16 protein-coding genes are annotated in these 21,190 nt (G+C 70.0%); 7 read left to right on the top strand and 9 right to left on the bottom strand.

Annotated features, from left to right (window positions below; genetic code table 11):
• Positions 1-9: 9 nt before the first annotated feature.
• Positions 10-1,056: a S66 peptidase family protein gene (locus ABZ855_RS19255; RefSeq protein ID WP_360808268.1), complete on the bottom strand. Its 1,047-nt coding sequence runs from the start codon at positions 1,054-1,056 to the stop codon at positions 10-12.
• Between the two features lie 103 nt (positions 1,057-1,159).
• On the opposite strand from ABZ855_RS19255, the gene aroQ reads away from it, so the two are divergent.
• Positions 1,160-1,633 (top strand): type II 3-dehydroquinate dehydratase, encoded by a 474-nt coding sequence (gene aroQ, locus ABZ855_RS19250; protein ID WP_360808266.1) that lies wholly within the window; start codon positions 1,160-1,162, stop codon positions 1,631-1,633.
• Between the two features lies 1 nt (position 1,634).
• Here the strand turns inward: aroQ and ABZ855_RS19245 are convergent, their stop codons facing one another.
• The 5 genes from ABZ855_RS19245 to ABZ855_RS19225 all read right to left on the bottom strand — a co-directional run bounded on the left by ABZ855_RS19245 (position 1,635) and on the right by ABZ855_RS19225 (position 5,953).
• Positions 1,635-2,363, bottom strand: coding sequence for an amino acid ABC transporter ATP-binding protein (locus tag ABZ855_RS19245; RefSeq protein ID WP_360808424.1), 729 nt, complete (start codon positions 2,361-2,363; stop codon positions 1,635-1,637).
• A gap of 35 nt (positions 2,364-2,398) precedes the next feature.
• Positions 2,399-3,307 (bottom strand): amino acid ABC transporter permease, encoded by a 909-nt coding sequence (locus ABZ855_RS19240; RefSeq protein WP_360808264.1) that lies wholly within the window; start codon positions 3,305-3,307, stop codon positions 2,399-2,401.
• Complete coding sequence (locus ABZ855_RS19235; RefSeq protein ID WP_360808262.1) at positions 3,304-4,194, bottom strand: ABC transporter substrate-binding protein; 891 nt, start codon at positions 4,192-4,194, stop codon at positions 3,304-3,306. The genes ABZ855_RS19240 and ABZ855_RS19235 overlap by 4 nt, the downstream gene beginning before the upstream one ends.
• A 385-nt stretch (positions 4,195-4,579) precedes the next feature.
• On the bottom strand, positions 4,580-5,236 hold the full coding sequence (locus ABZ855_RS19230) for an MBL fold metallo-hydrolase (protein ID WP_360808260.1): 657 nt from the start codon (positions 5,234-5,236) through the stop codon (positions 4,580-4,582).
• Positions 5,237-5,266: 30 nt separating this feature from the next.
• Positions 5,267-5,953, bottom strand: a complete 687-nt coding sequence (locus ABZ855_RS19225; RefSeq protein WP_360808258.1) for a maleylpyruvate isomerase family mycothiol-dependent enzyme — start codon at positions 5,951-5,953, stop codon at positions 5,267-5,269.
• A 223-nt stretch (positions 5,954-6,176) separates the two neighbouring features.
• Here ABZ855_RS19225 and uvrA point away from each other — a divergent pair, with 223 nt between their 5' ends.
• Positions 6,177-9,170, top strand: coding sequence for an excinuclease ABC subunit UvrA (gene uvrA, locus ABZ855_RS19220; protein ID WP_360808256.1), 2,994 nt, complete (start codon positions 6,177-6,179; stop codon positions 9,168-9,170).
• Between the two features lie 100 nt (positions 9,171-9,270).
• Here uvrA and ABZ855_RS19215 read toward each other — a convergent pair whose 3' ends face one another.
• The 3 genes from ABZ855_RS19215 to ABZ855_RS19205 form a co-directional block, all read right to left on the bottom strand.
• On the bottom strand, positions 9,271-10,182 hold the full coding sequence (locus tag ABZ855_RS19215; protein WP_360808254.1) for a carbohydrate kinase: 912 nt from the start codon (positions 10,180-10,182) through the stop codon (positions 9,271-9,273).
• The gene (locus ABZ855_RS19210) at positions 10,179-11,243 is read right to left on the bottom strand and encodes a LacI family DNA-binding transcriptional regulator (RefSeq protein ID WP_360808252.1); all 1,065 of its coding nucleotides are present in this window, start codon (positions 11,241-11,243) and stop codon (positions 10,179-10,181) included. Before ABZ855_RS19210 ends, ABZ855_RS19215 begins: the two co-directional genes overlap by 4 nt.
• A 115-nt stretch (positions 11,244-11,358) precedes the next feature.
• A complete protein-coding gene (locus tag ABZ855_RS19205) occupies positions 11,359-12,321 on the bottom strand; it encodes a hypothetical protein (RefSeq protein WP_360808250.1) in 963 nt (320 codons plus the stop codon).
• Positions 12,322-12,641: 320 nt separating this feature from the next.
• On the opposite strand from ABZ855_RS19205, the gene uvrC reads away from it, so the two are divergent.
• From uvrC to ABZ855_RS19180, 5 genes are all read left to right on the top strand, one after another.
• The gene (gene uvrC, locus ABZ855_RS19200) at positions 12,642-14,813 is read left to right on the top strand and encodes an excinuclease ABC subunit UvrC (RefSeq protein WP_360808248.1); all 2,172 of its coding nucleotides are present in this window, start codon (positions 12,642-12,644) and stop codon (positions 14,811-14,813) included.
• Positions 14,810-15,862, top strand: a complete 1,053-nt coding sequence (gene rapZ / locus ABZ855_RS19195) for an RNase adapter RapZ (protein WP_319199663.1) — start codon at positions 14,810-14,812, stop codon at positions 15,860-15,862. Before uvrC ends, rapZ begins: the two co-directional genes overlap by 4 nt.
• Complete coding sequence (gene yvcK / locus ABZ855_RS19190) at positions 15,859-16,926, top strand: uridine diphosphate-N-acetylglucosamine-binding protein YvcK (protein ID WP_360808246.1); 1,068 nt, start codon at positions 15,859-15,861, stop codon at positions 16,924-16,926. The genes rapZ and yvcK overlap by 4 nt, the downstream gene beginning before the upstream one ends.
• Positions 16,917-17,900, top strand: coding sequence for a DNA-binding protein WhiA (whiA, locus tag ABZ855_RS19185; RefSeq protein WP_053744887.1), 984 nt, complete (start codon positions 16,917-16,919; stop codon positions 17,898-17,900). The genes yvcK and whiA overlap by 10 nt, the downstream gene beginning before the upstream one ends.
• A 167-nt stretch (positions 17,901-18,067) precedes the next feature.
• The gene (locus ABZ855_RS19180; protein ID WP_360808244.1) at positions 18,068-21,019 is read left to right on the top strand and encodes a M14 family zinc carboxypeptidase; all 2,952 of its coding nucleotides are present in this window, start codon (positions 18,068-18,070) and stop codon (positions 21,017-21,019) included.
• Positions 21,020-21,190: the final 171 nt, after the last annotated feature.

The following is a 21,190-nucleotide window of genomic DNA, read 5'->3' as shown; positions in this document are numbered from 1 at the left end:
CGACCGGGATCAGTACGTCACGGTGATGCGCCGGTTGACCCCGTCCACCCTTATCGGCCCTCCATAGGGGAGGACGAGTTGTGGATCCGTGTGTCCGAAGTCCACGTCGAAGACGGTCATCGTCCCGGGGGCGTAGGCGCGCAGTGCGCGTTCGACGGCCTTCCGTTGCTCGACGGCGTAACGAGCGGCCTCCTCGGGGCTGTTGGGGTGTTCGAAGGACCAGGTCTTCGCGCGGCCCATCAGCAGCGCGGAGAAGCGCTGGAGCAGTCCGCGCTCGCCCATGTTGCGCAAGGTGCGGAAGACCTCCTCGCCGCTCGGCATCTCCTCCGAGGTCTCCAGGAGCAGCACTCCGCCGTCGTACACCGTCAGGTCGTGGGAGATCTCGCGGTCGGCCATCAGCAGCCAGCCGAGGATCTCCAGACAGCCGCCCCAACCGGGGCCCTCCACCACGCGGTCGGCGTTCAGCCAGGTCCAGCCGTTGCCGGGACGGGTCTCCGGTTCGGCGTCGAAGGTCGCCGGGTCGGCCCAGTCGCGGTTGACGTCGTTCCAGCGCTCGGCGGGCCGCAGTTCGTACTCGCCGGAGGTGAACAGGGCGGCCCGCAGGGACTCGGCGGTCAGCGGGTCCATGGCCACGGGACGTCCGAGCGCCGTCATCACGGTCGCGCCGTGATAGCCGACGATCCCGGTGTTGTACAGGTAGGCCAGCAGGTTTGTGTTGTCGCTCATCCCGAAGAACGGCTTCGGGTTCGCCCGGATCAACTCCCGGTCCAGGAACGGCAGCACGGTGATCTGGTCGTCGCCGCCGATCGTCGCGATGACCGCCTTGATGTCGGGGTCGGCGAACGCCGCGTGGATGTCGTCGGCCCGCTCCTGGGGCGTCGAACCCATCTTCCGGGTCGCCGGGTACTCGACCGGTTCGAGTTCGAACTCCTTGCGCAGCCGCTCCAGGCCCAGTTCGTGGGGGCGCGGGAAGAGCCCGGGGAGGGCCGCGCCGGGCGAGATGACGGCTATGCGGTCGCCGGGAGAGGGCTTGGGGGGATGCACAGGGTGTGTCATGCCGGGAGCGTACGGGCCGCCCCGTTGTCGGCGCACCGTGATAAACCGGGGGCTGAGCAGCGGTCCTCGACAGGCCGCCACACCTGAACGGACCGGAGGAACCGTGCCCCGCACCCTCGCCAACGCCCCGATCATGATCCTCAACGGACCCAACCTGAACCTTCTGGGCCAGCGCCAGCCGGAGATCTACGGCTCCGACACCCTCGCCGACGTCGAGGCCCTGTGCGCCAAGGCGGCGGCCGGGCACGGCGGCACGGTGGACTTCCGGCAGTCCAACCACGAGGGCGAGCTGGTCGACTGGATCCAGGAGGCGCGCCTGAACCACGCGGGCATCGTGATCAACCCGGGCGCCTACTCGCACACGTCCGTCGCGATCCTCGACGCCCTCAACACCTGCGACGGCCTGCCGGTGTTGGAGGTCCACATCTCCAACATCCACCAGCGCGAGACGTTCAGGCACCACTCGTACGTCTCACTGCGCGCCGACGGAGTCATCGCGGGGTGCGGTGTGCAGGGATACGTGTTCGGGGTGGAGCGGGTCGCAGCGCTGGTGCAGGCGGCGACCGCGCAGGCCTGACCTACAGCCGCCCCGCCTCCACGATCCGCCGCAGGAACTGCTGGGTGCGCTCCTGCTGCGGATCGCCGAACACCTGCTCGGCCGTACCGCGTTCGAGGACCACACCGCCCTCCAGGAAGCAGACCTGGTCCGCGACATCGCGGGCGAAGCCCATCTCGTGGGTCGCCAGGACCATCGTCATGCCGTCGGCCTTCAGATCCCGGACGACGGCGAGGACCTCTCCCACCAGTTCCGGGTCGAGGGCCGCGGTGATCTCGTCCAGGAGCAGCAGCCGGGGGCGTACGGCGAGGGCGCGGACGATCGCCGCGCGCTGCTGCTGGCCGCCGCTCAGCCGGTCCGGGTACTCGCCGGCCTTCGCGCCGAGCCCGAGCCGCTCCAGCAGCTCACGGCCGTACCGCTCCGCCTCGGCGCGGTCCACGCCGTGCACCCGGCGCGGGGCGAGGGTGATGTTCTCCAGCACGGTCATGTGCGGGAAGAGGTTGTACGCCTGGAAAACCACGCCGATCCGGCGGCGCACGGCGTCCTGGTCGGTCCGCGGATCGGTGATCTCCTCGCCGTCCAGCCAGATCGCGCCGTCGTCGATCTCCTCCAGCAGGTTCGCGCACCGCAGCAGCGTCGACTTGCCCGAGCCGGACGCGCCGATCAGCGCGGTCACCGTGTGCGGGGCGACCTCGAGATCGACGTCCCGCAGGACGACCGTCTCACCGAAGGTCTTGCGCACGGACTCCATACGGAGCACGGGGGAGGAGCCGTCGGGAATCTCGCTCACAGTGTTCCTCCCTGCGCCCGCTGCCGGTCCATCCGGGCCGTCACCCAGTCGGTGAAGCGGGTCATCGGGATGGTCAGCGCGACGAAGACCAGCCCCGCGACGATGTACGGCGTGTAGTTGAGGCTGCGGCCCACGATGATGTCGGCCGCGCGTACGGCGTCCACCGCGCCGCCGATCGAGACGAGCCCGGTGTCCTTCTGCAGCGACACCAGGTCGTTCAGCAGCGGCGGCACCTGGCGCCGTACCGCCTGGGGCAGCACGACGTGGCGCAGCGCCTGCCGGTTGGTCAGCCCGAGCGAGCGGGCGGCCGCCCGTTGCGACGGATGCACGGACTCGATGCCGGCCCGGAACACCTCAGCGACGTACGCCGAATACGTCAGCGTCAGCGCCGTACCGCCGAGCAGCACCGGGTCCACGGTAATGCCCTGCAGCCGCAGCGCCGGGACACCGAGTACGACGATCATCAGATTGATGATCAGCGGGAGGCCGCGGAAAAAGTCCGTGTACGCGGCGGCCAGCGCGCGCAGCGGGAAGAACACCGGGCCGCGCAGCGTGCGCGCGATGGCGATCAGCATGCCCAGGACGAGCACCGCGACACCGCAGATCAGCAGCAGCCGTACGTTGAGCCACAGCCCTTCGAGGACCTTGGGGAACGCCTCGCGCGCGTACTGCCCGTTGAAGAACGTCTCCTTGGTGCGCGGCCAGCCCGGCGCGCTCACGACGACCAGATAGAGGACGACCCCGGTGACCAGGGTGGACAGCGCGGCGATCGACGTGGCGCGGCGCGCGCGGGTGCGCTTGTACCGCTCACGGTCGAGCCGGCGCTGCGAGGGGACGTAACCGTCGCCCCGGTCCGGCAGGCCGGCCGGGTCCTCCTGCCCGGACTCCTCCTTCACTGCGGTCACTTGAGCACCGGAGCGTCGACGGCGTCCGACAGCCACTGCTTCTCGAGGGAGGCGAGGGTTCCGTCCTTGCGCAGGGCGTCCACCGCGGTCGTCACGCACGAGGTGAGGGCACTGCCCTTGTCGAGCACCAGTCCGAACTGCTCGGGCGTACCGCCCTGGTTCTCGAACTGCCCGACGATCTTCGCGTCGGTCACCTCGGCGGCGGTGATGTAGAAGGCGGTCGGCAGGTCGACGACGATGGCGTCGACCTGGCCGTTCTGCAGCGCGGACTTGGCCTGGTCGTTCTTGGCGTACGCGGCGGGCTCCTGGGCCGGCTTCACCACGTCGTCGATGTAGTCGAGGCTCGTGGTGCCGACCTGGGCGCCCAGCTTGAGGCCCTTGAGGTCCGCGATGCTCGTCGCCTTCGCGGCCTTGGAGCTCTTCAGCGCGATGACGGCCTGGCGCACGTCGTAGTAGCCGGACGAGAAGTCCACGGCCTTCTTGCGCTCGGCGCTGATCGACACCTGGTTGATGTCGAAGTCGAAGGTCTTCTCCCCGGGCGCGAACGCCTTGTTGAAGGGCACGCTCTGCCAGACGACGTTCGCCTTGTCATAGCCCAGCTGCTGTGCCACGGCGTAGGCGACCGCCGACTCGAAGCCCTCGCCGTTGGCCGGCTTGTCGTCCTTGAACCACGGCTCGTACGCGGGCTCGTCGGTGGCGATCGTCAGCTTGCCCGCGGTCTGGGTGGCCAACTTGCCCTTGGCGCAGGTGGCTCCGGCCGTCCCGGTGGGTTTGGCGGCGCTCTTCTCCTCCGGCTGCGGGGCGCAGCCGACAGCGGTGGCGAGCAGGGCGACAGCGGCGGCGGAGACTGCGCGGCGCAGCGTATGAGGGGCAAGGGCAAGGTACATGGCGGGAGAGTGGCAGCGGGGCGTGTTATTTGTCCAGGTCACAGCCGGAATTGTCCGCATAGTGGGAACGCGTGTTGCATTCCTGTGAACGACGGGGTGAACGGCCCCGGGTGAACACGGTGGCGAAGGTCGGCTAAAACGCCGGGGCCGCCGACCGAGGGCGGGGATCGACAGGTCGGCGGCCCGTGCCGCCCAGGAGCCGTCATCCTGTGCGGGGCTGCCTCCAGTGCACTGCGCCAGGGCGCACGCCGGGAGCGCGCGTGTGCCACCAGCGTGTGTGTTCGTTTCACACGGGGCGTGCGGCCGTCAACTGCACGCCCCCGCAGAGGGGTTCACCACCGCGCAGAGGAGTTCACCACCGCGTGGGCGCTCTTCTCCGCCGGGTTCACCAGCCCCGCGCGTGCCACTCCGGCAGATGGGGCCGCTCCGCGCCGAGGGTGGTGTCGTTGCCGTGTCCCGGATAGACCCAGCTCTCGTCCGGGAGAGGGGCGAAGATCTTCGTCTCCACGTCGTGGATCAGACTGGCGAAGGCCTCAGGGTCCTTGCGGGTGTTGCCCACGCCGCCGGGAAAGAGGCAGTCCCCGGTGAACACATGCGGGTGTCCGTGCGGGTCGTCGTAGACGAGCGCGATGGAGCCCGGCGTGTGCCCGACCAGGTGGCGCGCGGTGAGCTCCACGCGCCCCACGCGGATCGTGTCCCCGTCGTCGACGGGCACCTCGGTCGGTACGGGGATGCCCTCGGCGTCCTCCCGGCCCGCGTACGTACGTGCGCCGGTGGCCGCCACGACCTCGGCGAGCGCCTGCCAGTGGTCCCCGTGCTGGTGTGTGGTGACGACCGACGCGATCCCGTCGTCACCGATCAGTGTGATCAACGTATGGGCGTCGTTCGCCGCGTCGATCAGCAGCTGCTCGTCGGTGGCCCGGCAGCGCAGCAGATAGGCGTTGTTGTTCATCGGGCCCACCGCGACCTTGGTGATCATCAGGTCCTGCAACTCGTGCACATCGGCAGGGCCGCCGACCTTCACCGCTCCGCTGTACGTCATGGCGGTCAGCCTATAGCGACGCGGTCGCCCCTAGAGCGGGGGCAGCGCGGGCAGCGTGCCACCCTGTACGTCGAGTCCCGCTCCGTCGCGCCGGCCGCAGAGCCACCCCAGCAGCTCGGGCGCCGGCCCGGTGACCGTGACCCCGGGTCCGTTCGACTCGCTTCCGGTGCTCCACGCGCGCGTGCCGTCCGTGACGACTGTGTGGAGCACCTCGGGGTGGCCGGTGAACCGGTCGGCCAGGAAGGCGATCTCCCGTTCGATGAACTCCGCCGGGAGGTCCTCGAGCTCGTACCCGATCCCCAGGTCCACGTGGTGCAGCTCGACCTCGATCCAGCGGCGGAACGGCACCCTGGAGGCGGTGTCGGTGACCCCGTTGCGCAGTTCCACCGTGCGGGACCAGTCCGCGGGCACGGCCGCCGCGTCCTGGAGACGGGCGGCGCTCTCGCGTACGTCCGCGAGCTGTACGTCGAGGGGGCGCGGGGCGTCCCGGTCGATGTCGGCGTCCCGGGCCTCCCCGGAGGCGTACATAGGACGTCCCTCGAAGACGTTCACCAGGGCGTCCGCGTTGCGGGCGAGGTGGGCGAGGACGTGGCCGCGAGTCCAGCCCGGCAACCGTGACGGCTCGGCCACCGAATCGTTGTTCAATTTCGCCGCTGCGGTGAGCAGTCGTTCCGTCGCTTCACGTACAGATGCCAGGTCGCGCTCATGATCGGCCATGGGTTCGACGATAGTCCCGCCACCCGTTCGGGTGAAGGCGGCTCACCAGGCCCGCAAATCGAATGTGCGTGCTATATGGTCGAGTGCGGCGTCGGGCATGCTGGATGGCCGGGGATTGTTACCGCCCCAGGAATCCGACCGGCGTTGTCAGTGGCTCCCCCTAGTCTGAGAAAGCACGGGGGCCCCGCCCCTGTCACTTCTCTCAAGAAAGGTGCGGACCGGCGTGGCCGACCGTCTCATCGTCCGTGGCGCGCGCGAGCACAATCTCAAAAATGTCTCGCTCGACCTCCCGCGCGACTCGCTCATCGTCTTCACGGGCCTGTCCGGGTCGGGCAAGTCCTCCCTGGCCTTCGACACGATCTTCGCCGAGGGCCAGCGCCGCTACGTCGAGTCGCTCTCGTCGTACGCCCGCCAGTTCCTCGGCCAGATGGACAAGCCGGACGTCGACTTCATCGAGGGCCTCTCGCCGGCCGTCTCGATCGACCAGAAGTCGACCTCGCGCAACCCGCGCTCGACGGTCGGCACGATCACCGAGGTCTACGACTATCTGCGCCTGCTCTTCGCGCGCATCGGCAAGCCGCACTGTCCCGAGTGCCGACGCCCCATCTCGCGCCAGTCGCCGCAGGCCATCGTCGACAAGGTCCTGGAGCTGCCGGAGGGGAGCCGCTTCCAGGTGCTGTCGCCGCTGGTGCGCGAGCGCAAGGGCGAGTTCGTCGACCTGTTCGCGGACCTCCAGACCAAGGGCTACTCCCGCGCGCGGGTGGACGGCGAGACGATCCAGCTGTCCGACCCGCCCGCGCTGAAGAAGCAGGAGAAGCACACCATCGAGGTGGTCATCGACCGCCTCACCGTCAAGGACACCGCCAAGCGCCGGCTCACCGACTCCGTGGAGACCGCCCTCGGTCTCGCCGGCGGCATGGTCGTGCTCGACTTCGTCGACCTCCCCGAGGACGACCCCGAGCGCGAGCGCATGTACTCGGAGCACCTGTACTGCCCGTACGACGACCTGTCCTTCGAGGAACTGGAGCCCCGCTCCTTCTCCTTCAACTCGCCCTTCGGCGCCTGCCCCGACTGCACGGGCATCGGCACACGCATGGAGGTCGACCCCGAGCTGATCGTCCCCGACGAGGACAAGTCCCTCGACGACGGCGCCATCCACCCCTGGTCGCACGGCCACACCAAGGACTACTTCAGCCGCCTCATCACCGCCCTCGCGGACGCGCTGGGATTCCGTACGGACATCCCGTTCGCCGGTCTCCCGCAGCGTGCCAGGAAGGCGCTGTTGCACGGCCACAAGACCCAGATCGAGGTGCGCTACCGCAACCGGTACGGCAGGGAGCGCGTGTACACCACGCCCTTCGAGGGCGCCGTCCCGTTCGTGAAGCGGCGGCACAGCGAGTCCGAGAGCGACGCCAGCCGGGAGCGCTTCGAGGGCTATATGCGCGAGGTGCCCTGCCCCACCTGCCAGGGCACCCGCCTCAAGCCGATCGTCCTCGCGGTCACGGTCATGGAGAGGTCCATCGCCGAGGTCGCCGCGATGTCGATCAGCGACTGCGCGGACTTCCTGGCGCAGCTGAAGCTCGACGCCCGCGACAAGAAGATCGCCGAGCGGGTGCTCAAGGAGGTCAACGAACGGCTGAAGTTCCTGGTCGACGTCGGCCTGGACTACCTCTCGCTGAACCGCGCGGCCGGCACCCTCTCCGGCGGCGAGGCCCAGCGCATCCGCCTCGCGACCCAGATCGGCTCGGGCCTGGTCGGCGTCCTGTACGTCCTCGACGAACCCTCCATCGGTCTGCACCAGCGCGACAACCACCGGCTGATCGAGACCCTGGTCCGGCTGCGGGACATGGGCAACACGCTCATCGTCGTCGAGCACGACGAGGACACCATCAAGGTCGCCGACTGGATCGTCGACATCGGTCCCGGCGCGGGCGAGCACGGCGGCAAGGTCGTGCACAGCGGCTCCCTGAAGGAACTGCTCGCCAACGACGAGTCGATGACCGGCCAGTACCTGTCCGGCAAGAAGGCCATTCCGCTGCCCGACATCCGGCGCCCGCAGGACCCGTCCCGCCGGCTCACCGTGCACGGCGCCCGCGAGAACAACCTGCGGGACATCGACGTGTCGTTCCCGCTGGGAGTGCTCACCGCGGTCACCGGGGTGTCCGGGTCGGGCAAGTCGACGCTGGTCAACGACATCCTGTACACGCACCTCGCCCGTGAGCTCAACGGCGCCCGCAGCGTGCCCGGCCGCCACACGCGCGTGGACGGCGACGACCTCGTCGACAAGGTCGTCCACGTCGACCAATCGCCCATCGGCCGCACCCCGCGGTCGAACCCGGCGACGTACACCGGTGTCTTCGACCACGTACGCAGGCTGTTCGCGGAGACGGCCGAGGCGAAGGTGCGGGGATATCTGCCCGGCCGCTTCTCCTTCAACGTCAAGGGCGGACGCTGCGAGAACTGCGCGGGCGACGGCACGATCAAGATCGAGATGAACTTCCTCCCGGACGTGTACGTCCCGTGCGAGGTCTGCCACGGCGCCCGCTACAACCGGGAGACCCTGGAGGTCCACTACAAGGGCAAGTCCATCGCGGACATCCTGAACATGCCGATCGAGGAGGCCCGGCACTTCTTCGAGGCCGTCCCCGCGATCGCCCGCCACCTCAACACGCTTCACGACGTCGGCCTCGGCTACGTCAGGCTCGGCCAGTCCGCGACGACCCTGTCCGGCGGTGAGGCCCAGCGCGTGAAGCTCGCCAGCGAGCTTCAGAAGCGCTCCACGGGCCGCACGGTGTACGTCCTGGACGAGCCGACCACCGGTCTGCACTTCGAGGACATCAGCAAGCTCCTCAAGGTCCTCTCAGGCCTGGTCGACAAGGGCAACACGGTCATCGTCATCGAGCACAACCTCGACGTCATCAAGACCGCCGACTGGGTCGTCGACATGGGCCCCGAGGGCGGGGCCGGCGGCGGTCTCGTCGTCGCCGAGGGCACGCCCGAGGAGGTCGCCGGGATCCCCGCCAGCCACACCGGCAAGTTCCTGCGCGAGATCCTGGGTGCCGAGCGGGTCAGCGACGGCACCTCGGTGAAGGCCCCGCGCAAGACGGCCGCCAAGAAGACGGTCGCGGCCAGGTCGACGGCGACGAAGACGGCCGCGGCCACGAAGAAGGCCGCTCCGGCGAAGAAGACGACGACTACCAGGGCCCGCAAGGCCTGAACCGCCGACGAGCGGCACCCGGTGCCGACGAACTCGGACAGTACGTCGAACACGGCGGCCCGCGGGAACTCCCCGCGGGCCGCCGTGTGCGTACCTGCCTCTACGGTGCGCCCAGCTCGGCCGCGTACGGCGGTTCCGCTCCTGCTCGAGAGCAGGTGATCGCGGCGGCGCGGGCGGCGAAACGGAGCAGGTCGGTCCAGTCGTCGGGGCCGAGAGCGGCCAGGGCCGCCGGGGAGAGGGCGTCCCGGGCCGACAGTCCGTGCAGCAGGGCGGCGTTCACGGTGTCGCCGGCGCCGATGGTGTCCACGACGTCGACCTTCTCGCCGGGGACGGAGTGTTCCGCGCCGTCACGCGTGAAGACGGTCAGCCCGTCCCCGCCCCGGGTGACCACGACGGCGGCGGGGCCGGCAGCCAGCCATTCGCGCGGGCTTCCGCCGAGCCACCTCGCGTCCTCCTCCGAGAGCTTCAGCAGCGACACCGAGGGTAGCCAGCTCAGGAAACGAGCCCTGTAGGCGTCAGCGTCGGGAATGAGCACCGCCCTGATGTTCGGGTCGAGCGCCGTGAACACATCCTGGGCGGCGCAGCTCCGCAACAGTTCCTCGTACGCGCTCGCACCCGGCTCCAGGACCAGTGAACAGGTACCGAAGGACACCGCCCGGGCCGAGTCCGGGAGTTGGGCGGGTGCCGTGAACAACCGGTCCGCTGTGCCCTCGACATAGAAGGAGTAGGCGGCGGAGCCGTCCACGCCTATGGAGGCCACCGCGAGGGTGGTCGGCTCGCTGCCGCGCTGCACGGACGACACCTCGACGCCTGCTTCACGGAGTCCGTCGAGCAGTGCCTCGCCGAAGGCGTCGGACGAGACGCGGGAACAGAACGCGGTCGGGGAACCGAGGCGGCCGAGAGCCACCGCCGTGTTGTAGGGCCCGCCGCCGAGCGCCGGACGCAGCTCCGCGAGGGCGCCCGCCGTGCGCGGTACCAGGTCGATCAGGGCCTCACCGGCGACGACGATCACGAAACGGGTCCTTTCCCGGACTGCGGGGCGTTGGCGGGGTGTTTCCGGTCGGCGCAGCCGCACGACTCGCGATGGACGAACGTGCACGGGAGGCGCACGGTGCGGGCCGGGCGGTCCGGGTCGGCCAGCCGGTCCAGCAGCAGACGCACGGCCTGGGCGCCGATGTCCCTGCCGGGCAGCGCTATCGCGGTCAGCCCCGGGGTGAAGAGATCGGCCCAGGCGAAGTCGCCGAAGCAGCACAGCGCAACGTCCTCCGGCACGGTGAGGCCCCGCTCCCGCACGGCACGCAGGGCGCCGATCGTCATCGCGTTGTCGGCGGTGACCAGGGCGGTCGGGGGCGCCGCGAGGTCGAGGAGGGCGGCGGTGGCCCGCTCGGCGCCCTCCGACTCGGAGTCGCCGTGGACCACCAGGCGTTCGTCGTGGGGGAGCCCGGCGGAGGCGAGGCCGATGCGGTAGCCGGCGATCCGTTCCGCCGTCGTGCTGAGGCCGCGGCGTCCGGCGACGAGCCCGATGCGTTTGTGGCCGAGGGAGATGAGGTGGTCCATCACCAGGGCCATGGGCTCGGCGTTCTCGGCACACACCTGGTCGAAGCGCGGAGTGCTGTCGGCAGGAGTGTCGAGCAACCGGTCCAGGAACACCGTCGGTACGTCGTGCCGGGTCAGATAGGCGATCAGCGCGCCGGGATCCGCCGAGGGGGCCACGATCATGCCGTCCACGCGGCGCTCGTGCAGCAGCTGGACGACCTTGCGCTCGTGCTCCGGGTCGTCGTGCGGGTCGGCGATGAGCAGGCTGTAGCCGTGTTCCAGGGCGCCGGCCTCGACGCCCTGGAGGATCTCCGTGAAGTACTGGTTGCTGATCGCCGACACCGCGAGCCCGATGGACCGGGTCCGTGCGGTGACCAGGGAACGGGCCAGCGTGTTCGGGGTGTAGCCCAGCACCTCGATCGCGTCGAGCACGGCCTGGCGGGTCGCGGGACGCACGACACGGGTCTCGTTCAGTACATGGGAGACGGTCGCCACGGACACACCGGCGTGCCGTGCGACGTCGGCCATCGTCGCCATGGGTCCCCGCCTTTCGTCCCGGACCGGGTGCGATGGCGGCAACGTACCGCATCCACGACGGGACGTAAACGCTTGCGTAAGCGTTTACGTAAGCGCTTACGCAAGCCGGGAGCCGCTACTCCCAGTCCCAGCCGATGCCCAGGAGCCCCGGCCGCAGCCTGGGTTCCACGAGGTGGACCGAGCGGTGGCGGGCGCTCACGGGCAGGTCCTGGCGCCCGCTGCGCGGGGCCGCGGCCGAGTGCTGGGCGAACCGGTGGCAGCGCACCGGCAGGGAACCGTCGTCGAAGCGGACCTGGAGCGCGTACTGGCCGCCCGCGACACCGAATCCGCGCACGTACTCACGGGACACCCCCGCGGTGCCGTCCTCGACTGCGTACCGGAACAGGAAGGTGTCGCCCGCGCGCAACCGGGTGTCGAAGAGGAGCTCGGCGACGAGCACTCCGGTCTCGTGGTGCCGGCGTACCCGTCCCGTGCGGCAGTTCTCCAGCGCGTGGACCGACATACGGTCCGGCGCGCAGCCCGGGTCGCCGTGGTGCACGGCGACGAAACGGTCGGTGTCGTCCCGGTGGGCGCGCACGATGTGGTGGGACTCCCGGGTGAGGAGTTCACGGTGGGTGCCGATCCGCACCCGTTCGTGCAGGCCGAGCGTGTGCAGGTCGCCGTCGAGCGGCGCCGACAGCTCCGTCAGCAGCTGTTCCAGGGCGCCGGAGGCCTCCACCAGGGAGCGGTACGAGCGACCGGCGTGGCGCTGGACGCCGGCGCGCTCCTCGTCCTGGGAGAGCAGCCGGATCAGCGCCTCGTCCGGCAGCTGGAGGATCTCCTCCAGGGCCCTGACGGCCCGCAGCGACTCGGGGCGCTGCGGGCGGCGGGCGCCCTGCTGCCAGTAACTCAGGCTGGTGACGCCGACCTTGACCCCGTACCGCCACAGATGGTGCTGGACGCGTTGCAGCGGTAGACCGCGAGCGGTGATCGCGGCCCGCAGGGCCACGTGGAAGGGGCCGTTTCGCAGAGCCGTGTCCAGTTCCGCGGGGGTGTCCTCCGCGACGACGTCGTCCGCGTGCGGTGTGCCTTGTCGCATGCAGGGGGCCCTTCTGTGAATGATCGCGGCGGCTGGTCGGACCGCGTGCGTGGGGCGAACCGGGTTGCCCGGCGGGCGTCCACGGCGTTCTCGCCCCTGTGTCCTGGTGTCCTCGTGCCCCGTGTCCTGACGGGTGTGCGCGGTCGTTCAGCGCCCCCGAGTTCCCCCGCATTGAAGCGTGTTGACCAAGGCGGGACAACACCTGAGGCGCAACAGACGCAACAGCTGAGGCTCACCTTCCCGCCCGCCCGACCCCGGGACCGGGGGCTTCGGTCCACAGGACCGCCGCGCTGTCACACCCCGCCAGTAGGGTGTGAGACATGGCCGACCCCTCCAGCTACCGCCCCCAGCCGGGACAGATCCCGGACTCTCCCGGGGTGTACAAATTCCGCGACGAGCACCGCCGGGTGATCTACGTCGGGAAGGCGAAAAGCCTGCGCCAGCGCCTCGCCAACTACTTCCAGGACCTGGCCGGCCTCCACCCGCGCACCCGCTCGATGGTCACCACGGCGGCCTCCGTGGAGTGGACGGTGGTGTCCACGGAGGTCGAGGCGCTGCAGCTGGAGTACTCCTGGATCAAGGAGTTCGACCCCCGTTTCAACGTCAAGTACCGCGACGACAAGAGCTACCCGTATCTCGCGGTCACGATGAACGAGGAGTACCCGCGCGTGCAGGTGATGCGCGGTCAGAAGCGCAAGGGCGTCCGCTATTTCGGGCCGTACGGGCACGCGTGGGCGATCCGCGACACCGTGGACCTGCTCCTGCGCGTCTTCCCGGTGCGCACCTGCTCGGCCGGGGTCTTCAAGAACGCGGCCCGCACCGGCCGGCCCTGTCTCCTCGGCTACATCGGCAAGTGCTCGGCGCCCTGTGTGGGCCGCGTCTCGGCCGAGGAACACCGCGATCTGGCCGACGAGTTCAGCGACTTCATGGCCGGCCGCACGGGGACGTACATCCGCCGCCTCGAACAGCGGATGACGGAAGCGGCCGAGGAGATGGAGTACGAGCGGGCGGCCCGTCTGCGCGACGACATCGAGGCCCTGCGCAAGGCCATGGAGAAGAGCGCGGTCGTGCTCGCCGACGCGACCGACGCCGACCTGATCGCGGTCGCCGAGGACGAGCTGGAAGCGGCCGTGCAGATCTTCCACGTACGCGGCGGGCGGGTGCGCGGCCAGCGCGGCTGGGTGACCGACAAGGTCGAGGAGATCACCACCGGGGCCCTCGTCGAGCACGCCCTCCAGCAGCTCTACGGCGAGGAGAAGGGCGACTCCGTGCCCAAGGAGGTCCTCGTCCCCGCGCTGCCCGACCCGCTGGAGCCCGTCCAGGAGTGGCTGGCGGAGCGGCGCGGATCCGGGGTCTCGCTGCGCATCCCGCAGCGCGGCGACAAGAAGGCCCTCATGGAGACCGTGCAGCGCAACGCGCAGCAGTCGCTCGTGCTGCACAAGACCAAGCGCGCCTCCGACCTGACGACCCGCTCGCGCGCCCTTGAGGAGATCGCCGAGGCGCTCGGCCTGGACAGCGCCCCGCTGCGGATCGAGTGCTACGACATCTCCCACCTCCAGGGAGACGACGTGGTGGCGTCCATGGTCGTCTTCGAGGACGGTCTGCAGCGCAAGAGCGAGTACCGCCGCTTCCAGATCAAGGGTCGTGTCGGAGACACGCAGGTCTGGCACGGCGAAGGACAGGACGACGTCCGGTCCATGCACGAGGTGATCAGCCGCCGCTTCAGGCGCTACATCGCCGAGAAGGAGAAGACCGGCGAATGGGCGGACGGCCAGGAACCCGGGCAGGATCCCGGTCAGGAACTGGGCGGCGAGCTGGGCGGTGAGCTGAAGGACGACGACGGGCGGCCCAAGCGGTTCGCCTATCCGCCGCAGCTCGTCGTCGTCGACGGCGGGCAGCCGCAGGTCGCCGCCGCCCAGCGGGCGCTGGACGAGCTGGGCATCGACGACATCGCCGTCTGCGGCCTCGCCAAGCGCCTGGAGGAGGTCTGGGTTCCCGGCGAGGACGACCCGGTGATCCTGCCCCGCACCAGTGAGGGCCTGTATCTGCTCCAGCGCGTGCGTGACGAGGCCCACCGCTTCGCGATCACATATCAGCGCGTCAAACGGGCCAAACGCTTCCGGACGAGCGTCCTGGACGATGTACCCGGCCTCGGCGAATCCCGGAAACAGGCGCTCATCAAGCATTTCGGCTCGGTGAAGAAGCTGCGGTCCGCCACAATCGACCAGATCCGCGAGGTACCCGGCATAGGCCTCAAGACGGCCGAGACGATCGCCGTGGCTCTCGCGCAGGCCGCCCCGGCCGCCCCCGCCGTCAACATGGCGACCGGAGAGATCATTGGTTACACGGACGAGACGCAGGAGACCGAAGAGGCGGCGGACACTGCCGACACGGCACACACGCAGGACGGGGAACCCGAAACGAGGGAGGGTTCCTCGGGGGAGCCCGTGACCGCGGGCGCCCCGGACGAGCGACGGGGGCAGGAGACATGACCGAGCACGAGACACCGAGGCCCGAGCACACAGCGCAGGGCCAGGCGGGTCACAAGCAGGCGGGTGACGATCGCTCGCGGCACGCCGAGGGCCCCGCACCGGGCGCCTCGGCGGGCCAGGAACCACCGGGCCAGGAAGACGGAGAGCAAGTGGGTACGGGCATCGAGACAGCCGGGGTTCCGGAAGCGGCCATCCCCGAGCTGGTGATCATCTCCGGCATGTCCGGAGCCGGCCGCTCGACGGCCGCCAAGTGTCTGGAGGACCTCGGCTGGTTCGTCGTCGACAACCTGCCGCCCGCGCTGATCCCCACCATGGTGGAGCTCGGCGCCCGGTCCCAGGGCAACGTCGCGAGGATCGCGGTCGTCGTCGACGTACGCGGCAGGCGTTTCTTCGACAACCTCCGTGAGTCGCTGGCCGATCTGGCGGTCAAGGGCGTCACCCGGCGGATCGTCTTCCTGGAGTCGTCCGACGACGCCCTGGTGCGCCGTTTCGAGTCGGTGCGCCGCCCGCACCCCCTCCAGGGGGACGGCCGCATCGTCGACGGCATCGCCGCCGAGCGCGAGCTGCTGCGCGAGCTGCGCGGCGACGCCGACCTGGTGATCGACACCTCCAGCCTCAACGTGCACGAACTGCGCGCCAAGATGGACGCCCAGTTCGCCGGCGAGGAGGAACCCGAGCTGCGGGCCACGGTGATGTCCTTCGGCTTCAAGTACGGCCTCCCCGTGGACGCCGACCTGGTCGTGGACATGCGGTTCCTGCCCAACCCGCACTGGGTCCCGGAGCTGCGCCCGTACACCGGCCTCAACGAAGAGGTGTCGGCGTACGTCTTCAACCAGCCCGGTGCCAAGGAGTTCCTCGACCGGTACTCCGAACTGCTCCAGCTGATCGCCGCCGGCTACCGGCGCGAGGGCAAGCGCTATGTGACGATCGCGGTCGGCTGCACCGGCGGCAAGCACCGTTCGGTCGCCACCTCCGAGAAGCTCGCCGCCCGCCTCGCCTCGCAGGGCGTGGAGACCGTGATCGTGCACCGGGACATGGGACGGGAATGACGGGACGTACACCGCGGCTGAGCAGGCTGCGCCGCATGACCCCGGAGGGGCGCGCGGGCCGGCCCGTCGAGGCGCGCGGCGCCAGACCGCGCCGCCGGGGCGCCCAGCCCAAGGTCGTCGCCCTGGGCGGCGGCATGGGGCTGTCGGCGTCGCTCGCCGCACTGCGCCGGATCACCGGTGACCTGACCGCCGTCGTCACCGTGGCCGACGACGGCGGCTCCAGCGGGCGCCTGCGCGACGAGCTGGGCGTGCTGCCGCCCGGCGACCTGCGCAAGGCCCTGGCCGCACTGTGCGGCGACGACGACTGGGGTCAGACCTGGGCCCGCGTCATCCAGCACCGCTTCCAGTCCAAGGGCGACCTGCACGAGCACGCGGTCGGCAACCTGCTGATCGTCGCCCTGTGGGAGCAGCTCGGCGACCATGTGCAGGCCCTCGACCTGGTCGGCAGGCTCCTGGGCGCGCACGGCCGCGTCCTGCCGATGTCCGCCGTACCCCTGGAACTGCAGGCCCTGGTCAAGGGGCACGACCCGCTGCGGCCCGACGACGTCGACACCGTACGGGGACAGGCGAACGTCGCGTTGACACCGGGCGAGGTGCAGACCGTGCACCTCGTGCCGCACGACCCGCCCGCCGTCCCGGAGGCCGTCGCCGCCGTCCTGGACGCCGACTGGGTGGTCCTCGGGCCCGGCTCCTGGTTCTCCTCCGTGATCCCGCACCTGCTGGTGCCCGAGCTGCTCGACGCGCTCACCGAGACGAAGGCCCGCCGGGTACTCTCGCTGAACCTCGCACCGCAGCCCGGAGAAACCGAGGGGTTCTCTCCGCAGCGTCATTTGGAGGTTTTGGGACGACACGCCCCTAAACTCGCCCTGGACGTGGTGCTTGCCGACGAGGCCGCCGTGCCCGACCGTGACTTGCTGACCGATGCCGCCAAGCGGTTCGGTGCCGCGGTCGAGCTGGCGCCGGTGGCCCGGACCGACGGATCTCCTCGGCACGATACGGAGCTGTTGGCCGCCGCGTACGACCGTATTTTTCGGATGCATGGAAGGATCGGCCCATGGCGATGACGGCAGCGGTGAAGGACGAGATCTCCCGGCTCCCCGTCACCCGTACCTGCTGCAGAAAGGCGGAGGTCTCCGCCATTCTGCGGTTCGCCGGCGGCCTCCATCTGGTGAGCGGGCGCATCGTGATCGAGGCGGAGCTGGACACCGCGATGGCGGCCCGCCGGCTCAAGCGGGACATCCTGGAGATCTTCGGCCACAGTTCCGAACTGATCGTGATGGCGCCCGGCGGACTGCGGCGCGGTTCCCGTTACGTGGTCCGGGTGGTCGCGGGCGGTGACCAGCTGGCCCGCCAGACAGGGCTCGTGGACGGCCGTGGACGCCCGATCAGAGGTCTCCCCCCGCAGGTGGTCTCCGGGGCCACCTGTGACGCGGAGGCGGCCTGGCGCGGGGCCTTCCTGGCCCACGGCTCGCTCACCGAGCCGGGACGCTCCTCGTCCCTCGAGGTGACCTGCCCGGGCCCCGAGGCCGCGCTGGCGCTCGTCGGCGCCGCCCGCCGCCTCTCGATCGCGGCCAAGGCCCGTGAGGTGCGGGGCGTCGACCGGGTCGTGGTCCGGGACGGGGACGCGATCGGCGCCCTCCTCACCCGGCTCGGCGCGCACGAGTCCGTGCTGGCCTGGGAGGAGCGGCGGATGCGCCGCGAGGTCCGCGCCACCGCGAACCGGCTCGCCAACTTCGACGACGCCAACCTGCGCCGCTCCGCGCGCGCGGCCGTCGCCGCCGGCGCCCGCGTCCAGCGCGCGCTGGAGATCCTCGCCGACGAGGTCCCCGAGCACCTCGCCGCGGCCGGCCGGCTGCGCATGGACCACAAGCAGGCCTCCCTGGAGGAGCTGGGCGCCCTCGCCGACCCGCCGCTGACCAAGGACGCCGTCGCGGGCCGAATCCGCCGACTGCTCGCCATGGCCGACAAGCGGGCCCAGGACCTCGGCATCCCGGGTACGGAGTCCAACCTCACCGAGGAGATGGCCGACGCGGGCTGACGAAGCCTCAGCACGGGCTGACGAAACCTCAACACGCCGGTACCGGTGCCCACTTGGGTGCCGGTATCGGCGTTTGTCAGTTGATGGTGCCCTCTTGACTGGATCATGAACTGTCATGAGCCTGGCATCTGATCCACCACTGCGGCGGATCGACGCTAGGGGGGTACATGAGACGCAGAGCGAGAACGATCCTCGCCGCCGGCGCACTCGTGCTGGGCGGTGCGGGACTCGCGCCCATCGCCGTTGCCGCGGAGGACGCCGGTACGCCCGGCGCCGACGAGGTCAAGGTCTTCCGCGCCGAGGTCACGAAGGCGCAGATACCCCTGCTGCTCGCGGCCGGCCAGGACGGTCACGAACTCGGGGAGCAGGCACCGGACAAGGGCACGGCCACGGTCGAGGTCTACCTCACCGACAAGCAGGCCGACCAACTGGAGGACAAGGGCGTCGACCTCGAGGAGCACACGCTCACGGCGAAGGCACGCGCACGCGTGGCCGCCGCCGGGGACGGTGTCTTCCGGCCGTACAGCGGAGCCGGAAACCTCAAGGAGGAGATCCTCCGGACCGCACAGGAGAACCCGGCCCTGACCAAGGTCGTCTCCATCGGCAAGACCCTGCAGGGGCAGGACATCCTCGCGCTCAAACTGACCAAGGGCGCGAAGAAGACCAAGGACGGCGCCAAGCCGTCCGTCCTGTACATGTCCAACCAGCACGCGCGTGAATGGATCACGCCGGAGATGACCCGGCGGCTGATGCACCACTACCTGGACAACTACTCCAAGGACCGGCGCATCAAGAAGATCGTCGACTCGACCGAGCTGTGGTTCGTCCTGTCCGCGAACCCCGACGGCTACGACTTCACGCACCGCACCGACGGCGACCGCCAGTGGCGCAAGAACATGCGGGACGTCAACGGCGACGGTGCCATCACCATCGGCGACGGCGTCGACCTCAACCGCAACTTCGCCTACAAGTGGGGTTACGACAACGAGGGTTCGTCCCCGTTCCCCACCAGCGAGACCTATCGGGGCGCCGCCCCCGGTTCGGAGCCCGAGACCAAGGCCCTGGACCGCTTCGAGAAGCGCATCGGCTTCAAATACGGCATCAACTACCACTCCGCCGCCGAACTCCTCCTCTACGGGGTCGGCTGGCAGGTCGCCTCCCCGAGCCCCGACGACGTCCTCTACAAGTCGCTCGCCGGCACGCCCGAGAACTCCGCGATCCCCGGCTACCACCCCCAGCTCTCCTCCGAGCTGTACACCACCAACGGCGAGGCGGACGGCCACGCGGCCAACGTCAACGGCACGGCGATGTTCACCCCGGAGATGTCGACCTGCCAGACCGTGTCGAACCTCTACCCGGACGACGCCTGGAACGCGGCGGACTGCGCCTCGGTCTTCACCTTCCCGGACGACGAGAAGCTGATCCAGCAGGAGTTCGCCAAGAACATCCCGTTCGCGCTGTCGGTCGCCGAGTCCGCGGCCAAGCCCGACCAGCCGAAGTCCTCGGTCGGCATCGCCGCCCCCGACTTCACCCCGGCACCCTTCACCACCTCGTACTCGCGCGGCGCCGACCAGGAGGTCTCCGTCGTCGCACGCAAGTCCGTGCGCCACAAGGAACTCAAGTACCGCGTCAACGGCGGCCGTACGCACCACGTGGCGCTCAAGGCGTGGAAGGGCGGTGAGACCTTCGGAGGGGACGACAACCTGTACTTCGACGAGTACCGCGCCAAGGTCACCGACGGCGATCCGGGCGACAAGGTCGAGGTCTGGTTCACCGGCGAGACGAAGGCCAAAAAGCCCACCAAGAGCACCCCGTTCACGTACACGGTCGCCGAACGCCCGCGCGCGGACGCGCTCGTCGTCGCCGAGGAGGGCGCGACCGCCACACAGGCGCAGACCTACGTCGACGCGCTGAAGGCCAACGGCAGGAAGGCGCTCGTCTGGGACGTCGCCGCCCTCGGCGCGCCCGACGCGCTCGGTGTCCTCGACCACTTCAAGACGGTCGTCCACTACACCGGTGCCGTACGGCCTGGCAACGCCACCCAGCTCCAGCTGCGCGCCTACCTCAACGAGGGCGGCAAGCTCGTCGAGGCCGGCGAGACCGCGGGCGGCTCCGTCGACCTAGGCGGGGGCACCCTGTCGAACGACTTCAGCCAGTACTACCTGGGCGCCTACTCCCGTACCACCACACCGGCTGTCAAAGCCTTCAACGGCTCCGGGAAGCTCACCGGCTTCAACGGCCCCCTCGGCGACGCGCCGGGCAACCCGCTGAACGCCGCCGGAGCCTTCAGCATCACCTCGGACAACCTGTCCGCGCAGACGTATCCGCAGTTCACCAGCGCGGGCGCGGGCGCATACCCCGGCAGCGCCAACCCGTACGGACCGTACGCGGGAGCCTCCATGGCGGCCGTCACGCACAGCGACTACGCCTGGAACCGCCTCACCCGCACCATCGACCTCACCGGGGTGAGCGCGTCCGCCTCGCCCACCTTCCGTACCCAGCTCCTGTGGGACACGGAGGAGGGTTACGACCACGCCGTGCTGGAAGCCCACACGGCCGGGGCCGACGACTGGACCACGCTCCCGGACAAGGGCGGCGCCACCAGCACCGCCGTGCCCGTCGAGTGCGAGGCCGGGTTCTTCATCAAGGGCCACCCGGCGCTCACCCGCTATCTGACCCTCGGCTCGGGCGCCTGCACGCCCACCGGGACCAGCGGCTCCTGGAACAGCTTCACCGGGGCCTCCGCGGGCTGGCAGGAAGTCAACTTCGACCTCTCCGCCTACGCGGGCAAAAAGGTGGAGATCTCGCTCAGCTACATCACCGACCCCGGCTCCGGCGGACGCGGCGTCCTCGCCGACAACGCCACCGTCGTGATCGGCGGTACGCCGGGCGCGGTCGAGGGCTTCGAGACGTCCCTGGGCGCCTGGAGCACCCCCGGGCCGCCTGCGGGCAGCCCCGCGGTCATCAAGGACTGGGGCCTGTCGGGCGAGCTGTTCAAGACGTACGGAGCGGTCACCACCGATGACACCGTGCTGCTGGGCTTCGGTCTGGAGCACGTTCCCTCGGCGGCCGACCGCAAGGCACTCCTCGGCAAGGCGCTGGCCGCGCTGAAGAAGTGATCGACCCTGTGCATATCAACCCTGTTCATCAGGTAATCGCGCCGATTCCGGTCGGGTAATCGCGACGCAAAACCTGGGCGGTCCGTACCCCTACTGTCGGGTACGGACCGCCCTGCCGTGTATGGGGCATCTCGATGTCACCACCGGGGCCGCAGGGAGGTAGGGTCGTAG

It is taken from the genome of Streptomyces sp. NPDC047042 (assembly GCF_040644035.1).
In the GTDB taxonomy this organism is placed as follows: domain Bacteria; phylum Actinomycetota; class Actinomycetes; order Streptomycetales; family Streptomycetaceae; genus Streptomyces.
This window is presented reverse-complemented; position numbering and strand designations above follow the sequence as displayed.

What these genes read in the sequence shown, in the direction of transcription:
- uvrC (WP_360808248.1), top strand. Translation starts at nt 12,642, where the DNA reads ATGGCCGACCCCTCCAGCTACCGCCCCCAGCCGGGACAGATCCCGGAC.
- ABZ855_RS19210 (WP_360808252.1), bottom strand. Translation starts at nt 11,243, where the DNA reads ATGGCGACGATGGCCGACGTCGCACGGCACGCCGGTGTGTCCGTGGCG.
- ABZ855_RS19235 (WP_360808262.1), bottom strand. Translation starts at nt 4,194, where the DNA reads ATGTACCTTGCCCTTGCCCCTCATACGCTGCGCCGCGCAGTCTCCGCC.
- ABZ855_RS19180 (WP_360808244.1), top strand. Translation starts at nt 18,068, where the DNA reads ATGAGACGCAGAGCGAGAACGATCCTCGCCGCCGGCGCACTCGTGCTG.
- ABZ855_RS19205 (WP_360808250.1), bottom strand. Translation starts at nt 12,321, where the DNA reads ATGCGACAAGGCACACCGCACGCGGACGACGTCGTCGCGGAGGACACC.
- ABZ855_RS19225 (WP_360808258.1), bottom strand. Translation starts at nt 5,953, where the DNA reads ATGGCCGATCATGAGCGCGACCTGGCATCTGTACGTGAAGCGACGGAA.
- yvcK (WP_360808246.1), top strand. Translation starts at nt 15,859, where the DNA reads ATGACGGGACGTACACCGCGGCTGAGCAGGCTGCGCCGCATGACCCCG.
- ABZ855_RS19255 (WP_360808268.1), bottom strand. Translation starts at nt 1,056, where the DNA reads ATGACACACCCTGTGCATCCCCCCAAGCCCTCTCCCGGCGACCGCATA.
- ABZ855_RS19230 (WP_360808260.1), bottom strand. Translation starts at nt 5,236, where the DNA reads ATGACGTACAGCGGAGCGGTGAAGGTCGGCGGCCCTGCCGATGTGCAC.
- rapZ (WP_319199663.1), top strand. Translation starts at nt 14,810, where the DNA reads ATGACCGAGCACGAGACACCGAGGCCCGAGCACACAGCGCAGGGCCAG.
- whiA (WP_053744887.1), top strand. Translation starts at nt 16,917, where the DNA reads ATGGCGATGACGGCAGCGGTGAAGGACGAGATCTCCCGGCTCCCCGTC.
- ABZ855_RS19245 (WP_360808424.1), bottom strand. Translation starts at nt 2,363, where the DNA reads ATGGAGTCCGTGCGCAAGACCTTCGGTGAGACGGTCGTCCTGCGGGAC.